Consider the following 24310-nt stretch of genomic DNA (forward strand, 5'->3'; position numbering starts at 1 on the left):
GTGCCACGTCAACTCGATAATTCCGACTCGGGGACATATTTCCACGAAAAATGGGGGAAATATCGAGTTCAAGCCACGTGCCGACCTGCATTGCAGGCTGAATAGGTGTGCATTCCGGATGCTGGGACACTGGAGTCGTGAATGCCACCAGCACGACTCCCACTCGACAGAGCGAGGCGACACCCTTCGCCTTGCCCGCGCGATCGCTCGAGGGTGTCGGGAAACGGCCGTTCGGGATCTACATCCACGTCCCGTTTTGTGCCACCAGGTGTGGGTACTGCGATTTCAACACCTACACGGCCGGTGAACTCGGAACCTCGGCGTCGCCGCAGTCGTGGTTGGAAGGTCTGCGGCGCGAACTCGATCTCGCAGCCGAGATGACGGGCGCCCCGGCGGCGGAGACGGTGTTCGTTGGTGGCGGAACGCCGTCGCTGCTCGGCGGCGACGGACTGTCCGACGTGCTGTCGGCGGTGCGCAGCAGTTTCGGCTTGGCATCGGGCGCGGAGGTGACCACGGAATCGAACCCCGAATCGACCTCGCCGGAATTCTTCGGTGCTCTCCGTAGTGCCGGATTCACTCGGATTTCCCTCGGCATGCAGTCCGCGGCTCAGCACGTTCTGAAGATCCTCGACCGCACGCACACTCCTGGCCGCGCCGTCGCTGCCGCGAAAGAAGCTCGCGCAGCTGGTTTTTCGCATGTGAACTTGGATTTGATCTACGGAACGCCGGGGGAGCGCGACCAGGATCTCGACGCCTCACTCGATGCGGTTCTCTCCGCCGACGTCGACCACGTCTCGGCCTACGCGCTGATCGTCGAGGACGGCACCGCGATGGCTCGCAAGGTCAGGCGCGGCGAGTTGCCGGCCCCGGACGACGACGTGCTGGCCTCACGATACGAACGAATCGATTCACGCCTGGCCGAAGCGGGTTTGCACTGGTATGAGGTCTCCAATTGGGCAAAAGCGGAAACCGCGGACTCCGGTGACACCCGTTGCCGACACAACCTCGGGTACTGGGACGGCGGTGACTGGTGGGGTGCCGGACCGGGCGCGCACAGTCACGTCGGTGGAGTGCGGTGGTGGAACGTCAAGCACCCGGCGCGCTATGCGGAACAGTTGGCGCTCGGTGAACTTCCCGTCGGCGGCAGTGAAGAACTGACGGCCGAGGACGAACACATGGAGCGCGTCATGTTGACCGCACGCTTGCGTACCGGGCTTCCGCTCTCGGAACTGTCTGCATCCGAACGGGTTTCGGCCGAACAGGTGGTCGTCGACGGGTTGGCCGTGATCGAGAAAGATCACGTGGTTCTGACCGACCGTGGTCGCCTGCTCGCCGATGCGGTGATTCGCACGATCCTGACCTGACGCGCCACCATCCTTCGCCGCGTAATGTGGCCGTGGTGGCCATCATTCATCGTGCGCAGTTGAATCCGTCCAAGAACGACTTGCTCCGAGCGTGGGTACCCACGCAGCCGTGGCTCGGCTCCGTCGACTGTTCGACGCTCGAACGCGTCGACGCCTATCGTTTCGACGACCCGGACGGTGAGGTCGGAATCGAGACGCACCTGCTCCGCTCGGCAGACGGTCGAATTCTTCAGGTCCCGCTCACCTACCGTGGTGCTCCGCTGGCCGGGGCGGACGCCGCACTGATCGCAACCATGGATCATTCGGTGCTGGGCGAGAGGTGGGTGTACGACGCGTGCTGTGATCCGGTTTACGTGACCGCGTTGGCGACCGCGATTCTCACCGGCGGTACCGGGGTCGAATTGGTCTTCGCGGATTCGGGCGATCACATTCCGGTGACCGCTCACGTCACGGGCAGTGGTAAGGCCGGGGCGTCGATACCGGTCGTCGAATCGGTGACCTGCTCGACAGTCGGCACCGACACGATCATCAGCGCGGGAGGCCTGGAACTGACTGTTGCGAGGGTGATCGACGCAGATCGAGTCTCGGACTCGGAAACGCTCACTGGAACCTGGCCGGGGCAAACGACTCCTGCGTTGCTCGTGACTATCGCCTGAGCGTCAGCGGACGCCCTCGATGACACCGGGCATTGCGTCGAAGTCGAAGACACGCGCGTGCAGTACGACGCGGTTTCGCAGGGCGGAGCGAACCGCTCGGTGCAGGCCGTCCTCGAGGTAGAGCGTGCCGCGCCACTGCACTGCGTGAGGGAACAGATCGCCGTAGAAGGTCGAGTCCTCGGACAGCAGGCGATCGAGTTCGAGGACCTTCGTGGTGGTCACGATCTCGTCGAGTCGAACCTGACGTGGAGGGAACTTCGACCAGTCGCGTAGAGACAGTCCGTGATCGGGATACGGTTTGCCGTCCATCACGCCTTTGAAGATCATGTGCCGCCTTGTCCGTGGTTGTGCGATCGGCCGTTCACCGATCTCACTCCACAGTAAGGGCAACAGCCGTCTCTGGCGCTCGGGCGATTAGACTGCCAGTGGGAACCGATGTGTAAATGTCGGTGTTCGTTCTGTTCAGGAAACGGAGGTGGCAACGATGTCGAGTACCGACGACAGGCGTTTCGAGGTCTTACGTGCAATCGTGGCCGATTACGTCTCCACCCAGGACCCGGTGGGGTCCAAGGCACTGGTCGAGCGTCACAACCTCGGAGTGTCGAGCGCCACTGTGCGCAACGACATGGCATTCCTCGAGGCCGAGGGCTACATCGCCCAACCTCACACCAGTTCCGGGCGCGTCCCCACCGACAAGGGATACCGCGAGTTCGTCGATCGCATCGCCGACGTGAAGCCCATGTCCGGGCCGGAGCGTCGAGCGATCCTGGAGTTCTTGGAATCAGGCGTCGACCTCGACGACGTCCTGCGTCGAGGTGTGCGACTGCTCGCGCAACTGACCCGTCAGGTCGCGGTTGTCCAGTACCCGTCGCTGTCCGCTTCGTCGGTTCGCCACCTCGAGGTGGTCGCGCTGACGCCCGCGCGTCTGCTCCTCGTTCTCATCACCGATTCCGGTCGCGTCGATCAACGAATCGTCGAACTCGGGGACGTTCTCGAAGACGAGGATTTGTCCCGGTTGCGCACGCTTCTCGGCGGAGCACTGGAAGGCAAGCGCCTGGCCGCCGCGTCGATTGCCGTGGCGGAACTGGCCGACGAATCTCCGGCCGACCTGCGCGACGCCGTGATCCGGTCGGCAACCGTTCTGGTCGAGACCCTGGTCGAGCATCCGGAAGATCGCCTTGTCTTGGGCGGAACCTCCAACCTCACGCGCAACGCCGCCGATTTCTCCGGTCTGGCCGGCTTTCCCGGATCGCTGCGCGCAGTGCTCGAGGCACTGGAAGAGCAGGTAGTGGTCCTGAAACTGCTCGCTGCGACGCAGAATTCCGGCACGGTCACCGTTCAGATCGGTGAAGAGACGCAGGTCGAGCAGATGCGCGGAGCCTCCGTGATTTCGACTGGCTACGGCGCGGCCGGTACCGTTTTCGGTGGTGTCGGTGTGCTCGGACCCACTCGGATGGACTATCCGGGAACAATTGCATCGGTTGCCGCCGTTGCCAGATACATCGGCGAAGTTCTCTCCGAGCGATGACGGGCGTCGACATTCGTCGACACACCTCCTCGCGAGGACTGAGGAAAACCTAGAAGTAAGAGAAGGACGAGAGACTCAACGTGGCACGGGATTACTACGGATTGCTCGGCGTCGACAAGAACGCGACAGACCAGGAGCTCAAGCGCGCTTACCGCAAGCTGGCACGCGAACTGCACCCGGACGTCAACCCTGACGAGGCGGCGCAGGCCAAGTTCAAGGAGATCTCGACGGCCTACGAGGTCCTGACCGACCCGGAGAAGCGTCGCATCGTCGATCTCGGCGGAGACCCCCTCGAGTCCGGTGGCGGCGGAGGTGGCGGTTTCGGCGGCGGATTCGGTGGCGGTGGCCTCGGCGACGTCTTCGAAGCATTCTTCGGCGGCGGTGGCGGCGCAGGACGTGGCCCGCGCGGTCGCGTTCAGCCCGGAGCCGACTCGTTGCTTCGCACCAAGCTCACCCTCGCAGAATGTGCGACGGGAGTCAGCAAGCACGTGACCGTCGAGACGGCGATCCTGTGCGACAGCTGCACCGGTGCCGGAACCAACGGCGACTCCAAGCCGGTGCGCTGCGAGACCTGCAACGGTGCCGGTGAAGTTCAGTCCATCCAGCGTTCGTTCCTCGGCCAGGTCATGACCTCGCGTCCCTGCCCGACGTGCCGCGGTGCCGGTGAGACCATCCCGGATCCCTGCCACAAGTGTGGCGGCGACGGCCGAGTTCGGGCCAAGCGTGACATCACCGTGAAGGTTCCCGCGGGCGTCGCCGGTGGCATGCGCATCCGTTTGACCGCGCAGGGTGAAGTGGGCCCAGGCGGCGGACACCCCGGCGACCTCTACGTCGAGATCGTCGAGCAGCAGCACGACGTCTTCGTTCGAGACGGTGAAGACCTGCACTGCACGATCCGCGTTCCGATGGTCGACGCAGCGCTCGGTACGACTGTCACCGTCGACACCATCATCGACGGCCCCAAGGAAATCACCATCGAGCCAGGCACCCAGCCCGGACACGTTGCTGTTCTTCGCGGTCACGGCATGCCGAAACTGCGGTCGGGAGTGCGCGGCGACGTGCACGCCCACCTCGAGGTGGTCATCCCGAGCCGTCTCGATCACAAGCAGTCCAAGCTGCTCAAGGAATTCAAGCTGCTCCGCGATCGTGACGAGGCCGAAGTTGTCTCGACCAACTCGCAGAACAGCGGTGGATTGTTCTCGCGTCTTCGCGAAGCATTCAGCGGCCGCTGACGGTGGCCGCAACGGTCTTCTTTCTCGACCCGGTTCCCGGAGTCGGTGAAATCGCGGTTCTGGACGGGCAGGAGGGTCGCCACGCGGCCACCGTCCGACGGATCGGCGTCGGCGAGCGTTTGGTTCTGGCCGACGGTCGTGGCCGGGTAGCCGATGCCGAGGTGACGAGCGTCGGCAAGGATCGCCTGGAACTGTTGGTCAGTGACGTCCAGGTTCTGCAGCAGCCGAAGCCGCTGGTGACACTTGTTCAGGCACTTCCCAAGGCCGAGCGTTCCGAGTTGGCCGTCGAGCTGGCGACCGAGGCGGGGATCGACGCGGTGATTCCGTGGCAGTCCCTGCGGTGTGTGGCCAAGTGGGAGGGACCGAAGCTCGCCAAGGGCGTCGCACGCTGGAGAAGTGCCGCCGTGTCTGCGGCGAAGCAATCTCGGCGCGCATTCGTCCCGGAGATTTCGGAGCTGCACAAGACGGCGGCGGTGATCACGTTGGTTCGCGACGCCGTTGCCCGCGGCGCTGTGGTTGCGGTGCTTCACGAATCGGCGACGACGCCATTGGCCGGCTTGCCGCTGGCGAGCGCGGACGAGGTCTTTCTGGTTGTCGGTCCAGAAGGTGGACTGGACGATTCGGAGATCAGTGCGTTGTCGGAGGCCGGGGCCACTCCGGTGCTTCTCGGCCCGACGGTCCTGCGCACGTCGACCGCCGGAGCCGTTGCTCTGGGAGCAATCGGAGTGCTGACCGATCGCTGGGGACCGCGACCACTGCACTGATCTTGCTGTGATCCCGAGCTGAATCGGATCCGGCGCTCAGCGAAGTGTCAGATTTGCGCACTATCGTAGGGACGTCGGGGGTCGCCTTCGGCGTGAGTTGGTTCGGGGATTTCAGGAGGCCAGATGTTGTCACGTGCGCATATGCGAATCGTTGGAGCGGTGTGTGCCGCGGCGGCGATGATGCTGGTCGCGGGGTGCACAGTCTCCACCGGAGACAACACGGGTTCCTCCAGCAGTGCCGTCACCACCACACCGACCAGCGAGGCGCTCGTCACCGTCACACCGGCGGACGGCGGAACCCCGGTGAGTCCGCTCGATCCCATCGAGGTCCAGGTCGCGAAGGGAACGCTGACGACCGTCGCGCTGACCAATCCCGAAGGTAAGGAAGTCGCCGGCATCACGACCCCGGACAAGACGTCCTGGAAGCCGAGCGAACCGCTCGGGTACGGCAAGACCTACAAGTTGATCGTCGACGCCGTCGACGCGAATGGTGTTGCCACGACCAAGAACACGACGCTGACGACGGTCGCTCCGAGCAATCAGACTCGCGCGTACATCAACACCACCGGCGGCGCCTCGATTTCGGACGGTGGCACGTACGGCGTCGGCACGGTCGTCGCCGTCCATTTCGACGAGTTGATCGGTGACAAGGCCGCGGCCGAGAAGTCTCTGGTGGTCACCACCAATCCGCCGGTGCAGGGATCGTGGTACTGGGTCGACGGTCAGAACGTTCACTGGCGTCCGCAGAATTACTACGCACCAGGCACGACGGTGTCGGTGAACGCGAACATCTACGGCAAGCAGTTGGGCAACGGTCTGTACGGCCAGCAGGACGACACCGTGTCCTTCAAGATCGGTGACTCCCACGTCTCGGTCGCCGACGACAACACCAAGATGGTGACGGTCTACGAAAACGGTCAGGTGATCAAGGAAATGCCGACCTCGATGGGAATGGGCGGCACCGAGACGATCGGCGGCACGACGCTCTCGTTCTGGACCCAGCCGGGCACGTACACGGTCATGGACAAGGCCAATCCCGTGATCATGGATTCGTCGACCTACGGCCTGCCGATCAACTCGCGCCTCGGGTACAAGGAATCCATCAACTGGGCCACCCGCATCAGCACCGACGGCATCTATCTTCACGAGTTGGAGAGCACCGTCTGGGCGCAGGGAAACACCGATACCTCGCACGGTTGCCTCAATCTCAGTGCGGCCAATGCCAAATGGTTCTTCGATTTCTCGCAGCCAGGAGACGTCGTCGAGATCAAGAACACCGGCGGCGCTCCGCTGGAGGTCTGGCAGAACGGCGACTGGACGCTCTCGTGGGCCGACTGGGCCGCAGGCAGCGCCCTCGCCTGAGAAAAGATTTCCTCCGGTGCCTCGATTCAAGATTCCTTACGGTCCACACGAGCAGCAGTTCGGGCATCTCTACGTTCCCGACGGAGCCGCTGACGGCCCGATCCCGATCGTCATGCAGATCCACGGCGGCTTCTGGAGCGGGCAGTACGGATTGACTCTGGGCACCGCGTTTGCCGTCGAACTCGCGCGGCACGGCGTCGCGGTGTGGAACATCGAATACCGCCGTCTCGGGGCGGGCGGTCGTTGGCCGGAGATGTCCGCCGACGTGAAAGCCGCGTACGACGAGATCCCCGGACTGGTTGCCGCGAAGTCTTCGGCCGAATTCGATCTGAATCAGGTACGCCTGCTCGGGCATTCGGCCGGCGGACATCTCGCCGTGTGGCTGGCGGGGGAGAAAGACACGTTCACCCGACCCGAACGGGTCGTTGCCCAGGCTGCCGCACTCGATCTGGCGTCGGCAGGCGAGCGTGGACGACGGATCAGTTTCATCGAGGATCTGTTCGGCGTTCCGTTCGACGCCGACCCGGATCTGTATCGCAGTGCGTCGCCGCAGCATCGACTGCCGATCGGCGTTCCCGTTGTGTGCGTCACGGGTGCGCAGGATCTGCAGGTGCCGGCCAAGGTGAGCTCCCGGTATGCACAAGCTGCCGAAGCGGCTGGTGATCCCGTGGCGCTGCGTGTGATCGAGGGCGAAGGACATGATGCCTTTCTTTCACCCTCGACCGAGTCCTGGCGGGTCTCCCGCGAGTTGGTTCTCGCCGAAGACCCGCTGGCTCCGATCACGTCAGACTGACGCGGGGCCTTCTTGCACAGTGGCTTTCTTGCCCGGCAGGATGAACGCGACGACAACTGCGCCCACGAACAGGGCAAGCCCGCCCGCCCAACTGGCCGCCGAAATCGCGTCGGCATAGGCACTGCCGGCCGCCTCGAGCAACGGCTGTGCCTGAGCTGCAGCCAACGGGTTGCCTGCCATCTCTTCGGCGACCAACGAAGCGCCGCCGACGGATTCGCCCGACACCTCCATCGCGTACGCGGCCTGTTGCGCAAGTTCGCCCGTCAACTGCGGAACCTGCATGCCATTGATGAATCCGGCAATCGAATCCTTGTAGCTCGCAGCGAGGATCGAGCCGAGGATCGCGATTCCCAGCGAGCCGCCGAGTTCGATGGCGGTGTCGTTAAGGCCACCCGCAGCGCCGAGATCGTCCTCGGAGAAGTTGTCCATGATGGCGTCGGTGGCCGGCGGTTCACTGAGGCCGATGCCCAGGCCGAGCAGGATCAGTGGGACTGCGAACATCCAGTAGCCCGAATCGCCGTCGACCTGCGTGAGAATCAGAACGCCGATCGCGGCGACGACCATGCCGCCGACGATGGACGCTCGGACGCCGATCAGTGGGGTGACTCGGCCACTGACCACTGCGCCGATCGAGACGGCAATTGCCAAGGGCAGCAGACGAACACCGGTTTCGAGTGCCCCGTATCCGAGGATGAACTGGAATTGCTGCGAGATGAAGTAGATGGCACCGAAGGCGGCCAGGAACAACAGAAGTACAGCGAGCGTCGCGCCGCCGACCATGCGCTGGCCGAGCTTACGGACGTCGAGCAATGGCTGCGGGTGGCGCAGTTCCCAGACCACGAACGAGGCGAGGCCGATCGCGGCGAGTGCAGCGGCACCGATGGGTCCGCCGCTCCACCCGAAGTGGAATCCGTTGATGATCGAGTACACGAGCGAGCCGATGGTGACCACCGAGAGTGCGCCGCCGATCCAGTCGATGCGGCCCAGGTGCTCCGCCTTGCTCGGCGGCACCAGGAAGATCGCGGCGACGGCAGCGACTGCGGCGATCGGGACGTTGATCAGGAAAGTGATGCTCCAGGAATGGCTGTCGAGGATCCATCCAGCCAGCAGCGGGCCGAGCGCGATCGCGAGACCCGACGTCGCTGCCCACGCCGCGATGGCGCGTGATCGCTCCGCTTTGGGAAAGGTTGCGACCAGAAGTGAGAGCGTCGCGGGCATGATGATCGCGGCGCCGACGCCCATGATCATTCGTGCCGCGATGACGGCGTTGGTGGTGTCCGCGATGCTGCCGAAGACGGCGCCGCCGGCGAACACGGCGAGTCCGGCGAGAAGTGCGCCGCGGCGACTGTACTTGTCACCGATCACGCCGAACAGCAGCATCAATGCGGCGTAGGGGACGGTGTAACCGTCGATGACCCATTGGAGTTGAGTGCCGGTGAGGCCGAGGTCTCTGGTCATGTCCGGAGCAGCGACGATCAGCGCGGTATTCGCCATCACGACGATCAGCAGACTCAGGCACAACACCCCGAGCGCGGCCCACCGCCGTGAGTACGGGTGGTCCATCTCCGAGACAGGTTTGCTCATGAGTGTCGTCATGGCGCGACTCCGTTCCTGATGATCGAAGACACTCCTCGATCCATTTGCACACTGGTGTGTAAGTTAATAACTTGCACACCGATGTGCAACTATGATTGACCTAGATCACAGTTGGGCAGTCGAAAGAGGTGGAACGCGCGTTGACGCATTCGGGCACAGTCGTTTCGGGAACTGCCGAATCGGGCGGACGGCAGCGTCGTAGTCAGGCCGCGGCCAATCGCAATCGCATCATCGAGGCGGCGATCACGGCGTTCGCTGCTGATCCGGATGCGAGCATGGACGACGTCGCAAAGGCCGCCGGTGTGGTCAGGCGAACCGTCTACGCGCATTTCGACAGCCGTGAGGCCCTGATCAACGGCATCGTGGACGAGGCGTCGACCGATCTCGTTGCCGCGCTGAGCAAAGCCGGTGAGCCGCCCGAGCGACCGGATCTGGCGACTGCCGTACTGGCATTGCTGTCATGGCCGGTCGGCGATCGATTCCGGATGCTGCTCAGCTTTGCTCGCAAAGAGTTGGGGGAGCAGCGGATTCTCGATCTGATGGAACCCGCGCGCGCAGTGAGTATCAGCGTCGTCGAGCGCGGTCAGCGTGACGGGACGTTCTCGACCTACCTGCCGGCCGAGACTTTGGTGGCGATGACCGAGGCGATCACGATCACTTTGTTCGATCAGGCCAACAGTGGGCTCATCACGGACTCCGGTGAATCCTTTGCCGCGGTGTGCCTGGTCATCGCTGGTATCAGTCCGGAGCGAAGTGCCGAGATTGTCGCCGAAGCGTCGGAATGGATCCGAGAATCGCTGCCGTCCGGTCGCCCCGAGGATTGAGCCGCGACGATTAACAAGTGGGCCGTGTCCGACTCTGGCGCTAGACTTCGAAGTATCGAGGCTCACGAGTCGAGTGGGCTGATCGGACCAGAAAGCAGGCCATATTCACCACGTGAGTGAACACAGTGAACTCGACGGGAACCGTGTAACCACCATAACCGAGCGCGCTCTGCCTGCAGAGCGCACTGTCCGTTCGAGTATGGATCTGGCGCCGGAGACCGTGCGTCAAATCCTGGGGGCGACGGACGAGAATCTCACCGCGATCGAACGTGAGCTTCGTGCCGACATTCACGTACGGGGCGGAACCATCTCCTTGTCGGGGACGGCTGCAGACGTGGCGCTGGCAGAACGTGTGTTCAGTGAGTTGGCGTCGCTGGCCGGTCGGGGGCAGCCCATCGCACCGGATGCTGTCCGGCGAACCATCGGCATGCTCACCAACGAGGTCGGCGAGTCTCCGGCCGAGGTCCTCTCCCTCGACATTCTTTCGCGTCGGGGCAAGACAATTCGGCCGAAGACTCTGAACCAGAAACGCTACGTCGACGCCATCGACGAGAACACCATCGTGTTCGGAGTCGGCCCGGCCGGTACTGGCAAGACCTACCTCGCCATGGCCAAGGCCGTTCAGGCGTTGCAGGCCAAGCAGGTCTCTCGGATCATCTTGACCAGGCCGGCAGTCGAGGCCGGCGAGCGACTGGGCTTTCTGCCCGGCACGTTGCACGAGAAGATCGATCCGTACCTGCGCCCGCTGCACGACGCATTGCACGACATGATGGATCCCGAGGCGATTCCGAAGTTGATGCAGGCCGGAGTCATCGAGGTCGCTCCGCTCGCCTACATGCGTGGCCGGACGCTCAACGACGCCTTCATCATCTTGGACGAAGCGCAGAACACCACGGCCGAGCAGATGAAGATGTTCCTGACCCGTCTCGGGTTCGGTTCCAAGATCGTGGTCACCGGAGACGTGACCCAGGTCGATCTGCCGGGCGGAGCCCGCTCGGGTCTGCGTGCGGCATCCGAAATCCTCACCGGGATCGACGATATTCATTTCGCCACTCTCGACAGCAGCGACGTCGTACGTCATCGGCTGGTCTCCCACATCGTCGACGCTTACGAGCGTCACGAATCGGATCGGTCCGGCGAGTTGGCGGTCGGAAACCGTGCGCAGCGCCGCGCTGCACATGCTCATTCACCGCGACGGTAGGCTGAGCGACGCATCAACCCCTACTTTTCCCAGGAAAGAGCGTCGCACATGAGCATCGAGGTCTCGAACGAATCGGGCATGGACATCTCCGAACCGGAGTTGATCAGCGTTGCCCGTTTCGTGATCGCTCGGATGGATGTCCATCCGGCGGCCGAGCTGTCGATGGTTCTCGTCGACTCCGCGACGATGGCGGATCTGCACGTTCGCTGGATGGACCTGCCGGGTCCGACCGACGTCATGTCGTTCCCGATGGACGAACTCGAGCCCGGTGGCCGACCCGATTCCCCCGAGCCGGGGCCGTCGATGCTCGGCGACATCGTGTTGTGTCCGTCTTTTGCTGCGGATCAGGCCGACAAGGCCGGGCATTCACTGGCTCACGAACTGGCACTCCTCACCGTTCACGGTGTGTTGCACCTCCTCGGCTACGACCACGCGGAGCCGGAAGAGGAGAAGGAGATGTTCGGCTTGCAGAACAGCCTCCTCGAAGAGTGGTACGAAGACCTTCGCCGTATCGACCGCGAAGCAGCACTGGCCGAACGTGATCAGAAGCTGCTAGGTAAGACGGGTTTCGTCGACGGAGTGGACCGATAACAGTTATCCGGGGGTTCTGTAGTGAGTAGCGCCATAGCGCTCTTTGTTCTGGCGATTGCTCTTGTCCCGGTCGGTGGTGTCTTCGCGGCCGTCGACTCGGCGCTCAACACCATTTCGTCGGCGCGCATCGACGAGATGGCAAAGGAAGAGCGAGCCGGTGCCGCGCGAGTGCAACGCATCCTGACCGATCGTCCGCGATACGTGAATCTGATGGTCCTGCTTCGCATTTTGTGCGAGATCACGGCCACCGTCGTACTCGTGGGCGGCCTGATCGACGTCCTCTCGTTGGGCTGGGCGCTGACCGTCACCGCGGTGATCATGGTTCTCGTCTCGTACGTGGTCATCGGCGTCGGACCGAGAACGCTTGGGCGCCAACATGCGTACTCGATCGCGATGGCAGCGTCTCTGCCACTGCTCTGGATCGGGGTTCTGCTCGGGCCGATCAGTCGCGTCCTGATCCTCGTCGGTAACGCCTTGACCCCGGGTAAAGGCTTCCGCAACGGTCCGTTCGCTTCGGAAATCGAGCTGCGCGAACTCGTGGACATGGCGCAGGAACGCGGCGTCGTGGCCGACGAAGAACGCCGAATGATCCAGTCCGTCTTCGAGCTCGGAGACACGTCGGCGCGCGAGGTGATGGTGCCCCGCACCGACATGGTGTGGATCGAGAACGACAAGAATGCCGGGCAGGCAACGTCGTTGGCGGTTCGGAGTGGTCACTCGCGCTTGCCGGTCATCGGGGAGAACGTCGACGACGTGCTCGGAGTCGTCTATCTCAAGGACCTGGTCAAGCAGACCTACCACCTGCCTGACGGCGGACGAAACGTCAACGTCTGCGACGTCATGCGGCCCGCAGTGTTCGTTCCCGACTCGAAGCCGCTCGACAGCTTGCTGGCCGAGATGCAGCGCGACCGTAACCACATGGCGATCCTCGTCGACGAGTACGGCGGAATCGCCGGGCTGGTCACGATCGAGGACGTCATCGAGGAAATCGTCGGTGAGATCGCCGACGAATACGACGAGGACGAGACGCCGCCGATCGAGGATCTCGGTGACGGAATGTTCCGCGTATCCGCAAGGCTCCCGATCGAAGACCTCGGCGAATTGTTCGATCTCGAACTCGAACTCGACGAGGTCGAAACCGTCGGCGGGCTGATCGGATACGTACTCGGCCGTGTTCCACTTCCCGGTTCCGAAGTGGAGTACGACGGTTTGATCCTGCGCGGCGAGGGAACCAATACGGGCCGGGGACGGGTACGCATCAGCACGGTGTTCGTGCAGCGCATCCCGCGGTCCGAAGACGAAGAGACAGAAGACACCGATGACTGAGCGAGTGTTCAGCGAGGAGCAGTTATGAGCAACAACGAATTCCGGTCAGGCTTCGTGTGTTTCGTGGGTCGACCCAATACGGGTAAGTCCACGCTGACCAACGCGTTGGTCGGCAGCAAGATCGCAATCACGTCCTCGCGCCCGCAGACGACGCGCCACACGATTCGCGGCATCGTTCACCGCGAGCATGCGCAGCTGATCCTGGTGGACACCCCGGGACTGCACAAGCCCCGCACCTTGCTCGGGCAGCGTCTCAACGACCTGGTTCGTGACACCTACTCCGAGGTCGACGTCATCTGCCTGTGCATCCCGGCTGACGAGGCCATCGGGCCCGGCGACCGCTGGATCGTGCAGCAGGTCCGTCAGATGGCGCCCAAGACCAAGCTGGTCGGCATCGTGACCAAGATCGACAAGGTCAGCCGCGACGCCGTCGGCAAGCAGTTGCTCGCGCTGTCCACCCTGCTCGGCCCCGAATCCGAGGTTGTCCCGGTGTCCGCGCAGTCGGGCGAGCAGGTCGAGATCCTGGTCGACGTCCTTGCCGGTCTGATGGACGAGGGCCCGGCCTTCTACCCGGACGGGGAACTGACGGACGAGCCCGAAGAGGTGCTCATGGCCGAACTCATTCGTGAGGCTGCGCTCGAGGGCCTCGGTGAAGAATTGCCGCACTCCTTGGCCGTGGTGATCGAGGAGGTCATCCCGCGTGAGGGTCGCACCGAGAAGCAGGGCGAGATGCTCGACGTCCATGCGTTGCTCTACGTCGAGCGGCCCAGTCAGAAGGGCATCGTCATCGGTAAGGGCGGCGCGCGGCTGCGGGAAGTCGGTACCAGTGCGCGCCTGCAGATCGAGAAGCTGCTCGGTGTGCGGATCTTCCTGGAGTTGCACGTCAAGGTAGCCAAGGATTGGCAGCGCGACCCGAAACAGCTCGGCCGACTGGGCTTCTAGGGCCTCCGGCCCCGTGAGCGGTTAAGGAGTCTAGGGACTGCTTAACCGCTCACAGGGGCCGAAGGACCCTGAGGATCGCCGCGCCGATGTCCTGCTCGTCGACGCCGGTGGCCAGGCGTCGGAGCTGCAGACCGGTGATGACGGCGACGAGAGTGGATGCAATCGACTCCGGATCCGGTATGCCGAGTGCCGTCAAGATCGTGACGGTCAGATCGTCGTATGCGGCAAAGCATTCGACCGCCACCTGATGTAGCTCGTGGTCTCGGCCGGCGGCGATGTACATCTCGAACGGCGCGATCCGCTCGGCGGAGAACGACAGGTCTCGCGTCACCTTCTCGGCAATCGCCGCGGCGTCCTCGACGCTCAGACCTTTGTCGCGGTACTCCTCGGCCAAGGCTCGCAGGCGCGTCGTCTCGTCTGTCACGAAACGAGACAGCGCAGCCCGAAGCATGTCCGACTGGCTCGCGAAGTGATACGTGATCGATCCGAGTGAGACGCCCGCCTGCGCTGCGATGCGCCGGTTGCTCACGCCGGGGATGCCGTCGGTACCGACGACGTGCAGAACGGCATCGAGTATTCGCTCGCGAACGTCGCGGTTACTCATCGATTCACCACCACGGCTCGGGGCGGACCTGATCCCAACGCAGGACCGATTCCAATTGTGAGGCAAGCGAGACCAACAGCGGTTCGGTGTTCTCGTTGCCCATCAACTGCGCACCGATGGGAAGGCCGGCCTTGCTGAATCCGGCCGGCACGTTGACCGAGGGCCAGCCGAGGACGTTCCACGGCCACGCGTACGGGCAGGCGCCGGTCATGACCTTGTCGGTGTCCCAACCACCGATGCCGTCGATGGCGGTCGCCATGATCGGTGGAGTTGCCGTCGTGGGTGCCAGGACGACGTCGTAGGTGTCGAAGATCGCTCCGATCCGCTTTCGCATCCGCGGCTCGGCTGCGCGGGCTGCGCGCAGAGGTGCGCCGCGAAGTAGCTTGCCGTTCTGGGCATTTCCGCGTGTTCGGGCATCGACCAGTGTCGGGTCGGGAACGCGTCCGAGCCAGTCGTGAACTCCGACGAGTGAGCGGGGCAGAAAGTTCAGGCCGAAGATCAGGCCGTACGCGGGATCGTCGACGACGACGTGATGTCCGAGTTCCCGCAGAGTGTCGGCGATCGAATGCACGGCCAGGCGCACTTCCGGATCCAGCTTCACGGGAGTGGCGGTGAACGGATTACGCAGGGAAAGAGCGATTTTCAGCTTTCCGGGGTCGCGTCCCACCGCGTCGCTGACCGTCACCGGTGTCGGCTTGTGGAGATCGCCATCGTGGTTGCCCGCAGCGACGTCGAGCAACAGTGCGGCGTCAGCGACGGTGCGGGCGAGCGGGCCGTTGACCGTGAGGCCGTAGAAAGCTTCGGCGTCGGGCCAGGTGGAGATGCGCCCGCGCTGCGGCTTGATTCCGACGAGGTTGGTCCAGGCCGCGGGTATCCGGATGGAACCGGCGCCGTCGGAACCTATTCCGGCGCTGACCAATCCGGCCGCGACAGCCGCGGCGGTGCCGCCCGACGATCCTCCGGGGGTGTGGTGACGCGACCACGGATTGCGTGTGTAACCGAAGGCGGAGCCGCTCGTGAGCGGCCACTGGCCCAGTTCAGGGCTGTTGGTCTTGCCTACGATCACTGCGCCGGCGTCTCGGAGGCGTCGAATCATCTCCGAGTCTTCGGTCTTGGCCGGGAAATCGCCAGGGCAACCGAAGGCGGTGGGTTCGCCGGTGATGTCGACATCGTCCTTCACTGCGATCGGCACACCGAGTAGCGGTAGGCGCTCACCGAGCGCGAGACGTCTGTCGGCCTCGGCGGCTTCCTCGAGTGCCTTCTCTCGCCGGACGATCTTGAACGCATTGAGATGAGGCTGAGTTGCGTCGATCCGGTCCAGCGTTGCCTCGGTCGCCGCGACGGACGAGGTGACGCCCGAAGCCAGACTCGCAACCTGGTCGACGAGACCGGGGGCGAGATCGTGGTCGGTTCGAGAAGTCATCGGTTTCCCTTCGCAAAAAACTGTTCGTTCGAACGAACAGTAACTTGTTTCAGTATTAGGCACGTTCGGTTCCGCGTCAAGATCGCGTCAAGACGCCAGGTCGGTGCGTAAGTGGATCGTCAGAGAGGCGGTATTCGCCCGAATCGAGGTCGAAGCTGAGAGAGCGCACCCGGTCGAGGCGACCGAGCGTCATGGCTGCGATGCACAGCAGCACGGCAAAAGATTTCGAAGAGGGAAGCTCATGGCCGATCTGGCCTACGTTGCTCTGATTCTCGGCGGTTTTCTCGTGTGCGCGCTCGTGCTGCGCGCCCTACAGGCGAGCGCTCCCAAATGACGGTTGCCGGCGTGGTCAGCGTGGTTCTGATCGCCGTCGCCGCGGCATTGGTCATTTATCTGCTTGTTGCACTCGTAGATCCTGAGAGGTTCTGATGTCGCCCGCTCTTGCAGCCGGCCTGCAGATCGCTTTTGTCCTCGTCGTTCTGGCCATCGCCTACGTTCCGGTGGGTGACTACATGGCGCGTGTCTACTCGTCGACGCGAGACCTGCGCGTCGAGAGTGTGATCTACCGCGTCGGCCGGATCGACTCTCGCGCCGAGCAGACGTGGTACGGCTACGCCGCAAGCGTTCTCGGATTCTCGCTGGCGAGCGCCTTGTTCTTGTACTTCCTCCAACGGATCCAGGGTGTGCTGCCGCTGAACGACGGACTGTCAGGTGTCAGCCCCGCCGTTGCCTTCAACACCGCGATTTCCTTTGTGGCGAACACGAACTGGCAGTCGTACACGCCGGAAACCACGATGAGCAACTTCGTTCAGCCCGTCGGTCTGGCGGTGCAGAACTTCGTCTCGGCTGCAGTGGGCATGGCAGTGGCAATCGCGTTGGTGCGTGGCTTCATCCGTGTGGCCAGAGGCGGTGAGATCGGCAACTTCTGGGTCGATCTGACGCGTGGTTCTCTGCGCATCCTCCTGCCCTTCTCCTTCGTGATCGCGCTGATCCTGTTGAGCCAGGGAGTGATCCAGTCCTTCCACAGCGGTTTCGCCTCCACCGGCCTCGACGGCAATGCGGTGACCAATGCACTTGCTCCCGTCGCGTCCCAGGAAGCGATCAAGGAACTCGGCACCAACGGTGGCGGGATCTTGGCTGCCAACTCGGCGCACCCGTTCGAGAATCCCACCCCGGTGAGCAATATCGTCGAGATCCTGGCGATACTGCTGATCCCGGTTTGCCTCACCCGGACATTCGGAACCCTGGTCGGTGACCGTCGGCAAGGCCTCACCCTGCTGGCAGTGATGGGAATCCTGTGGAGCGGACTGCTCGCGGTGACGCTGGCGGCCGAATCCGGTGCCCGCGGTGTCGCTGCCACTGCGGCCGGTTCGATGATGGAAGGCAAGGAAGTTCGCTTCGGAATCCCCGGATCGGCATTGTTCGCGGTGGCGACAACGGGAACGTCGACGGGTGCGGTGAACTCGGCCCACGACAGCATGTCGCCCCTCGGCGGCGGAGCGGTCCTGCTCAACATGTTGCTCGGCGAAATCGCTCCGGGCGGAGTGGGAACCGGCCTCTACGGGATTCTTGTGCTGGCACTGATCGCAGTGTTCGTCGGCGGATTGTTGGTCGGTCGCACCCCCGAATACCTCGGCAAGAAGTTGGGCCGCCGTGAGATCACTCTGGCGGCGCTGTCGATCCTGGTCATGCCCGCGCTGGTCTTGATCGGTACCGCCATCACAGTCATCCTCGGTTCGACCACCGGTTATCAAGGCAATGGGGGAGATCCGGGCACGCCGGGATCGATCCACGGGTTCAGCGAGGTGCTCTACGCCTTCGCTTCCGCCTCGAACAACAACGGCAGCGCGTTCGGCGGTCTGACGGTCACCAGCGACTGGTTCCAGTCGTCTCTCGGAATCTGCATGCTCCTGGGCCGATTCCTGCCGATCATCTTCGTTCTCGCTTTGGCCGGTGCGCTGGCCTCGCAGAAGAAGGTGGCGCCGACGGCCGGCACCCTCCCGACATCCGGACCGATGTTCACCGGTTTGTTGACCGGCACCGTCGTTCTTGTTGCTGCACTTACATTCTTCCCGGCCCTCGCGCTGGGCCCGCTAGCGGAGGCTCTTCAATGACCGTGCGTATCAGTGAGAAACCCGTGGTGGCGCAAGACGCTGCCGACAAGGTTGATCCAGGGCAGTCCCGTCAAGTAAACGCAGGCGTTTTCAACCCGCGGCAGATGATCACCGCGTTGCCGGGGGCCGTGCGCAAACTCGACCCACGCCACCTCGCCCGCAACCCGGTCATGTTCGTGGTGTTCGTCGGTTCCGTCATCACCACCGTCATGGCGATCGCCGATCCCTCGGTGTTCTCCTGGGTGATCACCCTGTGGCTCTGGTTCACGGTGATCTTCGCGAACCTCGCCGAATCCGTGGCCGAAGGGCGAGGCAAGGCGCAGGCGGCGAGCCTGCGAAAGGTGAAGCAGGACACCACAGCACATCGGATCACGATGAGCGGTGCGATCGAATCGGTGTCGGGCACCGAACTGGTGGTCGGCGATCGGGTGATAGTGGTTGCCGGTGAGGTCATCCCCGGCGACGGCGACGTGGTCGAAGGTATTGCGTCCGTAGACGAATCGGCGATCACCGGTGAATCCGCGCCGGTAGTCCGTGAATCCGGTGGCGACCGCTGCGCTGTCACCGGTGGTACGACGGTTCTCTCCGATCGCATCGTCGTGGAAATCACCGCGGCACCGGGTAGTTCGTTCGTGGACCGGATGATCGCGCTCGTCGAGGGTGCCTCGCGACAGAAGACACCCAACGAGATTGCGCTCAACATCCTGCTTGCGTCGTTGACTGTCATCTTCCTCCTCGCCGTCGTAGCCATCGGCCCGATGGGCTTGTACGCAGGGCACGAACAGGATCCGATCAAGCTGATCGCACTTCTCGTCTGCCTGATCCCGACGACCATCGGCGCGCTGCTCTCGGCGATCGGTATCGCAGGGATGGACCGCCTCGTCCAGCGCAACGTTCTCGCGATGTCGGGGCGCGCGGTGGAAGCTGCGGGCGACATCGACACCCTGTTGATGGACAAGACCGGAACCATCACCTTCGGTAACCGCCGGGCCACCGCGCTCCATCCGGCGCCAGGTGTATCCGCCGACGATCTGGCTGCGGCGGCACGCTTGTCGAGCCTGGCCGACGGAACTCCCGAGGGACGGAGCATCGTCGAGTTGTGCGCTGCGGAGTTCGGTCTCGCTGCCGAGCCCACGCTGGACGAGGAACGCGCAGAGTTCGTTCCGTTCACGGCACAAACACGGATGAGCGGACTCGACCACTCCGGACGCCAAATCCGAAAGGGCGCAGCAGATGCGGTGATGAACTGGGTCGTCAGCGGCGGTGGACACGCAGAGACCGCGGTGACCGACACCGTGAACGACATCGCCCAAGCCGGCGGTACACCGCTGGTTGTAGCCGTCAAGCACAGCGAAAGCACCTCGATACTCGGCGTCATCGCATTGTCGGATGTCGTCAAGCCGGGAATGGCCGACAGGTTCGCCGAACTCCGGGCGATGGGTATTCGCACGATCATGATCACCGGCGACAATCCGTTGACCGCAAAGGCGATTGCCGACCAGGCCGGCGTCGACGACTTCATGGCGGAGGCCACGCCGGAGGACAAGCTGGCCCTGATTCGGAAGGAACAGGAAGGCGGGCGCCTCGTCGCGATGACCGGTGACGGGACCAATGACGCTCCCGCCCTTGCCCAGGCGGACGTCGGCGTCGCGATGAACACGGGAACCTCGGCAGCCAAAGAGGCCGGAAACATGGTCGATCTCGATTCCGACCCCACCAAGCTGATCGAGGTAGTCGAGATCGGCAAGCAACTGCTGATCACCCGCGGCGCGTTGACCACCTTCTCGTTGGCGAACGATCTCGCGAAGTATTTCGCAATCCTGCCTGCATTGTTCAGCGGCATCTACCCGCAACTGGACGCGTTGAACATCATGCGGCTCGCCACCCCCGAATCGGCGATCGTCTCGGCCGTGATTTTCAACGCCCTGGTAATCATCGGGTTGATTCCGTTGGCACTCAAAGGTGTTCGATACCGACCGTCGACGGCGTCGCAGTTGCTCGGACGCAACCTGCTCGTCTACGGGCTCGGCGGCGTGATCACACCGTTCGTCGGTATCTGGCTGATCGATCTCGTCGTACGTTTGATTCCTGGAATTGGGTGACCTGACATGCGTTTCACTATCGGTTTTGCCAAACAGGTGTGGGCGGGCCTGCTCGTATTGCTCGCGCTCACCGTCGTTCTCGGTGTGATCTACCCCGCTGCGGTCTGGGGTGTCAGTCGGATCAGCTCCGGATCTGCCGAAGGCTCACCGGTCACCGATGCCGCCGGTTGCGTGGTCGGCAGTACCTGGGTGGGTGTAGATCCACAGGTTGCCGAAGGGCAGCAGGACCCGTTCTTCCACAACCGTGTAGTCGGATCGGTATCGGACGAGGATCCTTTTGCCACCGGTGATCCCGCTGCGGCATTGCCGTCCAACCAGGGGCCGAGCAGCGAAGTTCTGGCCGGATTCGTCATCGAACGTCGGGCCGCCATCGCGGCCCGTGAGGGCGTCGACCCGGCATCGGTTCCCGTCGACGCGGTCACCGGTTCGGGATCGGGTATCGATCCCCACATCAGTCCGGCGTACGCCGAATTGCAGGTCGCGAGGGTGGCGGCGAACAACGGCATCTCGGAAGAGAAGGTGCGGGATCTGGTGGCCGAGCACACCGACGGCAGACAACTCGGATTTCTCGGGGTCGAGCGAGTCAACGTCCTCGAATTGAATCTGGCACTCGGATTGACGGCACCTACGTGTGCTACGCCGACGACTGGTGGATGATTGTCACGTGAGTTCTTCGGAGAAGGTCGGTCAATCTTTCGGTAGGGCACGCAAACGTGGTGAATTGCGTATCTACCTCGGCGCTGCTCCCGGCGTCGGAAAGACCTTCGCGATGCTCGGTGAAGCTCATCGGCGTCGAGATCGGGGCTGTGACGTGGTCGCGGCCGTCGTGGAGACACACGGCCGCGCCCGCACTGCGGCGCAGATCGGGGACCTCGAGATCGTGCCGCCCAAGCTGGTGGACTATCGCGGAACTCGGATGCCGGAACTGGACGTCGAGGCCGTGTTGGCTCGGCGTCCAGCCCTGGTCCTGGTGGACGAGTTGGCGCACACCAACACCCCGGGAAGCAAGAATCACAAGCGCTGGCAGGACGTACAGGAACTGCTCGAAGCCGGGATCGACGTCCTGTCCACGGTCAACGTCCAGCACCTCGAAAGCCTCAACGACGTTGTCGCACACATCACCGGCGTTGTGCAGCAGGAGACGGTTCCGGATGCGATAGTACGGAGTGCGGCGCAGGTCGAGTTGGTGGACATCACCCCGGAAGCGCTGCGTCGCAGACTTTCTCACGGAAATGTGTATTCACCGGAACGTGTCGATGCGGCCCTGGGCAATTACTTCAGACGCGGAAACCTCACGGCGCTACGCGAACTGGCTCTGCTGTGGGTGGCCGATCAGGTGGACGCCGCACTGGCGAAATACCGGGCCGAGAACAAGATCACCGATACCTGGGAAGCGCGCGAGCGTGTCGTCGTTGCCGTGACCGGGGGACCGGAGTCGGAAACCCTGGTACGACGCGCATCTCGAATCGCGTCGAAGTCGAGCGCCGAGCTGATGGTGGTCCACGTCGTGCGCGGTGACGGACTCACCGGGGTCTCGGCCCCGGAGATGGGCAAGGTGCGTGCATTGGCCGTCGGGGTCGGCGCCACACTCCACACCGTCGTCGGCGACGACGTACCGTCGACGCTCCTCGAGTTCGCGCGTGAGGAGAACGCCACACAGTTGGTGCTGGGAACGTCGCGGCGTTCCCGCCTGGCTCGCATTCTCGACGAGGGGATCGGTGCTGCGGTGGTTCAGCAGTCCGGTGGTATCGACGTTCACATGGTCACGCATGAGGAAGCGACGGCGCGACGACGCATTTCGGTGTTGGGGCGCTCGGAGCGTCGTGTCCTGTCGTGGATTGCGGCGATCGTCGTGCCTTCGCTCGCGGCCGCGATCATGGGGCTCGTCGACCGAATCTCCGGGGTCAACGGCGAGAACGCATTGTTCTTCGTCGTAGTCGTGCTGGTTGCGCTCCTCGGCGGCGTCGGCCCGGCGATATTGTCGGCACTGATTTCGGGTCTGCTGCTCAATTACTTCTTCACCGATCCTCGGTACAGCTTCACTATTGCCGAGCCGGACAACTTCATCACCACCGTCGTGCTGCTGATTGTGGCTGTGGCAGTTGCCGTTCTGGTCGATGCAGCGGCAAAGCGCGCACGAGAGGCGAAGCGCGCCTCCGAGGAAGCCGAACTGCTCACACTGTTCGCGGGATCAGTTCTCCGCGGAGCCGACCTCTCGACACTTCTGGCGAAGGCACTCGAAATCTATCGCCAGCAAGGGGTTTCCGTCATTCATCACGACGACGGAGTCATCGCTGCCGTGGGTACGCAGCCGCCAACCACGGACGACGAAGCCGATACGGTCTGTGAGGTCAACGACGGGGAATATGCGCTGTTGCTGACTGGGCCGGATCTGAGTGCGCGGGATCGACGGGTGCTGACGGTGGTGGCTCACCAAGCAGTCGGGATGATCCGCCAGGAGAAACTGACAGTCGAGGCGAGCAAGGCTGCCGCGCTCACCGAGGCCGATCAACTGCGTCGAGCCCTGCTGTCAGCGGTAAGCCATGACCTGCGAACGCCTCTCGCCGGAGTGAAGGCGGCGGTGTCGAGTCTGCGCAGCGACGACATCGAGTTCTCGCCCGAGGACACCGCCGAACTACTCGCGACCATCGAGGAGTCGGCGGATCAGTTGACGGCACTGGTCGGGAACTTGCTCGACTCGTCCCGCCTTGCTGCCGGCGTGGTGAAACCCACGCTGAGGCCGGTGTATCTGGACGAGGTGGTTCACCGTGCATTGCTGGGTCTGGGCATCGGTGGACGCTCCGATTCGCGGGCTCGAAGCGTAGTCGTCGACGTGGGTACCGTTGCAGTGCAAGCAGATCAAGGTCTGCTCGAACGGGTGATTGCGAACATCGTCGACAACGCTCTGCGCTACGGGGGAGAAACCCCGGTGCGAGTCGGGGCGGCGCAACTCGGTGATCGTGTGGTGATCAGTGTTGCCGATACGGGCCCGGGTGTTCCGCGAGGTGAGGCCGAAACGATGTTCCAGCCGTTCCAACGGATGGGAGATCGCGACAACACCGGCGGAGTGGGCCTCGGGCTTTCCGTGGTGCGCGGATTCGTCGACGCAATGGGCGGAACGGTCAGCGCCACAGACACACCCGGTGGGGGATTGACGATGATCGTGGAGTTGGCTGCGGCCGGTACGAATGGGAATGGATCATGAGTCGAATCCTGGTGGTGGACGACGAACCGCAGATTCTGCGAGCTCTGCGTATCAATCTTTCGGTGCGCGGGTATGAGGTGGTGACCGCGTCGACCGGCGCCGGCGCACTGCGGGCTGCTGCCGAGCGTCCACCGGACGTCGTGGTACTCGATCTCGGACTGCCGGACATGGACGGCACCGAAGTGCTTGCCGGCCTGCGTGGCTGGTGCACGGCGCCGGTCATCGTGCTCTCGGCGCGCACCGACTCCGCGGACAAGGTGGAGGCGCTCGACGCCGGTGCTGACGACTACGTCACCAAGCCCTTCGGGATGGACGAGTTTCTGGCCCGCGTGCGCGCTGCGGCGAGGCGGGGAACCTCCGCGGCGGACACTTCGGAACCGTCGGTCGAGACTGCGTCCTTCACTGTGGACTTGGCTGCCAAAACAGTGAGTCGGCGCGGTGAACAGGTGCACCTGACGCCGACCGAGTGGGGCATGCTCGAGATGCTTGTGCGCAACCGCGGAAAGCTGGTCGGGCAGAAGGAATTGCTTCGGGAGGTGTGGGGACCGGCGTATGACACCGAAACCCACTATCTGCGTGTCTACCTTGCTCAGCTTCGTCGCAAACTCGAAGACGACCCGGCCAACCCCAAACATCTGATCACCGAGGCGGGGATGGGTTATCGATTCGTGGTGTGAGAAGCC

22 protein-coding genes are annotated in these 24310 nt (G+C 63.5%); 18 read left to right on the plus strand and 4 right to left on the minus strand.

Annotated elements, in window-relative coordinates; translation table 11 throughout:
- The first annotated feature begins 137 nt into the window (after positions 1–137).
- On the plus strand, positions 138–1364 hold the full coding sequence (gene hemW / locus ACFWAD_RS19650; protein WP_378546796.1) for a radical SAM family heme chaperone HemW: 1227 nt from the start codon (positions 138–140) through the stop codon (positions 1362–1364).
- A gap of 35 nt (positions 1365–1399) precedes the next feature.
- Positions 1400–2020, plus strand: coding sequence for a hypothetical protein (locus ACFWAD_RS19655; protein WP_378546801.1), 621 nt, complete (start codon positions 1400–1402; stop codon positions 2018–2020).
- Positions 2021–2023: 3 nt separating this feature from the next.
- Here ACFWAD_RS19655 and ACFWAD_RS19660 read toward each other — a convergent pair whose 3' ends face one another.
- Complete coding sequence (locus ACFWAD_RS19660; RefSeq protein WP_003944521.1) at positions 2024–2347, minus strand: type II toxin-antitoxin system VapB family antitoxin; 324 nt, start codon at positions 2345–2347, stop codon at positions 2024–2026.
- A gap of 157 nt (positions 2348–2504) precedes the next feature.
- Here ACFWAD_RS19660 and hrcA point away from each other — a divergent pair, with 157 nt between their 5' ends.
- The 5 genes from hrcA to ACFWAD_RS19685 all read left to right on the plus strand — a co-directional run bounded on the left by hrcA (position 2505) and on the right by ACFWAD_RS19685 (position 7699).
- Entirely contained in the window at positions 2505–3548 is a 1044-nt protein-coding gene (gene hrcA / locus ACFWAD_RS19665) for a heat-inducible transcriptional repressor HrcA (RefSeq protein ID WP_378546804.1), read from the plus strand.
- 80 nt (positions 3549–3628) lie between these two features.
- Positions 3629–4780, plus strand: a complete 1152-nt coding sequence (gene dnaJ, locus ACFWAD_RS19670; RefSeq protein ID WP_230813909.1) for a molecular chaperone DnaJ — start codon at positions 3629–3631, stop codon at positions 4778–4780.
- Positions 4781–4782: 2 nt separating this feature from the next.
- Complete coding sequence (locus tag ACFWAD_RS19675; protein WP_378546807.1) at positions 4783–5544, plus strand: 16S rRNA (uracil(1498)-N(3))-methyltransferase; 762 nt, start codon at positions 4783–4785, stop codon at positions 5542–5544.
- Between the two features lie 123 nt (positions 5545–5667).
- Positions 5668–6906, plus strand: a complete 1239-nt coding sequence (locus ACFWAD_RS19680; protein ID WP_378546810.1) for an Ig-like domain-containing protein — start codon at positions 5668–5670, stop codon at positions 6904–6906.
- A gap of 16 nt (positions 6907–6922) precedes the next feature.
- Positions 6923–7699 carry an alpha/beta hydrolase family protein gene (locus ACFWAD_RS19685; protein ID WP_378546813.1) on the plus strand — a complete coding sequence of 259 codons (777 nt, stop codon included), beginning with the start codon at positions 6923–6925 and terminating at the stop codon, positions 7697–7699.
- Here the strand turns inward: ACFWAD_RS19685 and ACFWAD_RS19690 are convergent.
- Positions 7691–9295 (minus strand): MFS transporter, encoded by a 1605-nt coding sequence (locus ACFWAD_RS19690; RefSeq protein WP_378546816.1) that lies wholly within the window; start codon positions 9293–9295, stop codon positions 7691–7693. The two genes, ACFWAD_RS19685 and ACFWAD_RS19690, sit on opposite strands and share 9 nt — an antisense overlap.
- A gap of 128 nt (positions 9296–9423) precedes the next feature.
- On the opposite strand from ACFWAD_RS19690, the gene ACFWAD_RS19695 reads away from it, so the two are divergent.
- The 5 genes from ACFWAD_RS19695 (at position 9424) to era (ending at position 14179) form a co-directional block, all read left to right on the plus strand.
- Positions 9424–10119: a TetR/AcrR family transcriptional regulator gene (locus ACFWAD_RS19695; protein ID WP_378546819.1), complete on the plus strand. Its 696-nt coding sequence runs from the start codon at positions 9424–9426 to the stop codon at positions 10117–10119.
- A 112-nt stretch (positions 10120–10231) separates the two neighbouring features.
- Positions 10232–11320: a PhoH family protein gene (locus ACFWAD_RS19700; RefSeq protein WP_003944580.1), complete on the plus strand. Its 1089-nt coding sequence runs from the start codon at positions 10232–10234 to the stop codon at positions 11318–11320.
- Positions 11321–11368: 48 nt separating this feature from the next.
- A complete protein-coding gene (gene ybeY / locus ACFWAD_RS19705; protein ID WP_003944525.1) occupies positions 11369–11911 on the plus strand; it encodes an rRNA maturation RNase YbeY in 543 nt (180 codons plus the stop codon).
- Between the two features lie 21 nt (positions 11912–11932).
- Complete coding sequence (locus tag ACFWAD_RS19710) at positions 11933–13237, plus strand: hemolysin family protein (protein WP_378447894.1); 1305 nt, start codon at positions 11933–11935, stop codon at positions 13235–13237.
- Between the two features lie 24 nt (positions 13238–13261).
- Positions 13262–14179, plus strand: a complete 918-nt coding sequence (era, locus tag ACFWAD_RS19715; RefSeq protein ID WP_230813895.1) for a GTPase Era — start codon at positions 13262–13264, stop codon at positions 14177–14179.
- A gap of 49 nt (positions 14180–14228) precedes the next feature.
- Here the strand turns inward: era and ACFWAD_RS19720 are convergent, their stop codons facing one another.
- Positions 14229–14783: a TetR/AcrR family transcriptional regulator gene (locus tag ACFWAD_RS19720; protein ID WP_378546822.1), complete on the minus strand. Its 555-nt coding sequence runs from the start codon at positions 14781–14783 to the stop codon at positions 14229–14231.
- 4 nt (positions 14784–14787) lie between these two features.
- Entirely contained in the window at positions 14788–16206 is a 1419-nt protein-coding gene (locus tag ACFWAD_RS19725; protein WP_378546825.1) for an amidase, read from the minus strand.
- 330 nt (positions 16207–16536) lie between these two features.
- Between ACFWAD_RS19725 and kdpF the strand changes: the two genes are divergently transcribed.
- The 6 genes from kdpF to ACFWAD_RS19755 are packed head-to-tail and all read left to right on the plus strand — an operon-like array spanning position 16537 to position 24304.
- Entirely contained in the window at positions 16537–16635 is a 99-nt protein-coding gene (gene kdpF, locus ACFWAD_RS19730) for a K(+)-transporting ATPase subunit F (RefSeq protein ID WP_007731078.1), read from the plus strand.
- Entirely contained in the window at positions 16635–18320 is a 1686-nt protein-coding gene (gene kdpA / locus ACFWAD_RS19735) for a potassium-transporting ATPase subunit KdpA (RefSeq protein WP_283304186.1), read from the plus strand. Before kdpF ends, kdpA begins: the two co-directional genes overlap by 1 nt.
- Entirely contained in the window at positions 18317–20422 is a 2106-nt protein-coding gene (gene kdpB, locus ACFWAD_RS19740) for a potassium-transporting ATPase subunit KdpB (protein WP_378546828.1), read from the plus strand. Before kdpA ends, kdpB begins: the two co-directional genes overlap by 4 nt.
- Before the next feature lie 6 nt (positions 20423–20428).
- A complete protein-coding gene (locus tag ACFWAD_RS19745) occupies positions 20429–21079 on the plus strand; it encodes a potassium-transporting ATPase subunit C (protein ID WP_378546831.1) in 651 nt (216 codons plus the stop codon).
- 7 nt (positions 21080–21086) lie between these two features.
- Entirely contained in the window at positions 21087–23627 is a 2541-nt protein-coding gene (locus ACFWAD_RS19750; protein ID WP_378546834.1) for a DUF4118 domain-containing protein, read from the plus strand.
- Positions 23624–24304 carry a response regulator gene (locus tag ACFWAD_RS19755; RefSeq protein WP_003944545.1) on the plus strand — a complete coding sequence of 227 codons (681 nt, stop codon included), beginning with the start codon at positions 23624–23626 and terminating at the stop codon, positions 24302–24304. The genes ACFWAD_RS19750 and ACFWAD_RS19755 overlap by 4 nt, the downstream gene beginning before the upstream one ends.
- Positions 24305–24310: the final 6 nt, after the last annotated feature.

The organism is Rhodococcus sp. NPDC059969, assembly GCF_042738325.1.
GTDB lineage: Bacteria > Actinomycetota > Actinomycetes > Mycobacteriales > Mycobacteriaceae > Rhodococcus_F.

Bases quoted from the DNA above. Each gene is read 5' to 3' on its own strand.
- ACFWAD_RS19660 (WP_003944521.1), bottom strand. From the start codon at position 2,347: ATGATCTTCAAAGGCGTGATGGACGGCAAACCGTATCCCGATCACGGA.
- kdpA (WP_283304186.1), top strand. From the start codon at position 16,635: ATGTCGCCCGCTCTTGCAGCCGGCCTGCAGATCGCTTTTGTCCTCGTC.
- ACFWAD_RS19690 (WP_378546816.1), bottom strand. From the start codon at position 9,295: ATGACGACACTCATGAGCAAACCTGTCTCGGAGATGGACCACCCGTAC.
- hrcA (WP_378546804.1), top strand. From the start codon at position 2,505: ATGTCGAGTACCGACGACAGGCGTTTCGAGGTCTTACGTGCAATCGTG.
- ACFWAD_RS19720 (WP_378546822.1), bottom strand. From the start codon at position 14,783: ATGAGTAACCGCGACGTTCGCGAGCGAATACTCGATGCCGTTCTGCAC.
- ACFWAD_RS19745 (WP_378546831.1), top strand. From the start codon at position 20,429: ATGCGTTTCACTATCGGTTTTGCCAAACAGGTGTGGGCGGGCCTGCTC.
- ybeY (WP_003944525.1), top strand. From the start codon at position 11,369: ATGAGCATCGAGGTCTCGAACGAATCGGGCATGGACATCTCCGAACCG.
- ACFWAD_RS19680 (WP_378546810.1), top strand. From the start codon at position 5,668: ATGTTGTCACGTGCGCATATGCGAATCGTTGGAGCGGTGTGTGCCGCG.
- kdpF (WP_007731078.1), top strand. From the start codon at position 16,537: ATGACGGTTGCCGGCGTGGTCAGCGTGGTTCTGATCGCCGTCGCCGCG.
- ACFWAD_RS19725 (WP_378546825.1), bottom strand. From the start codon at position 16,206: ATGACTTCTCGAACCGACCACGATCTCGCCCCCGGTCTCGTCGACCAG.
- kdpB (WP_378546828.1), top strand. From the start codon at position 18,317: ATGACCGTGCGTATCAGTGAGAAACCCGTGGTGGCGCAAGACGCTGCC.
- ACFWAD_RS19755 (WP_003944545.1), top strand. From the start codon at position 23,624: ATGAGTCGAATCCTGGTGGTGGACGACGAACCGCAGATTCTGCGAGCT.
- era (WP_230813895.1), top strand. From the start codon at position 13,262: ATGAGCAACAACGAATTCCGGTCAGGCTTCGTGTGTTTCGTGGGTCGA.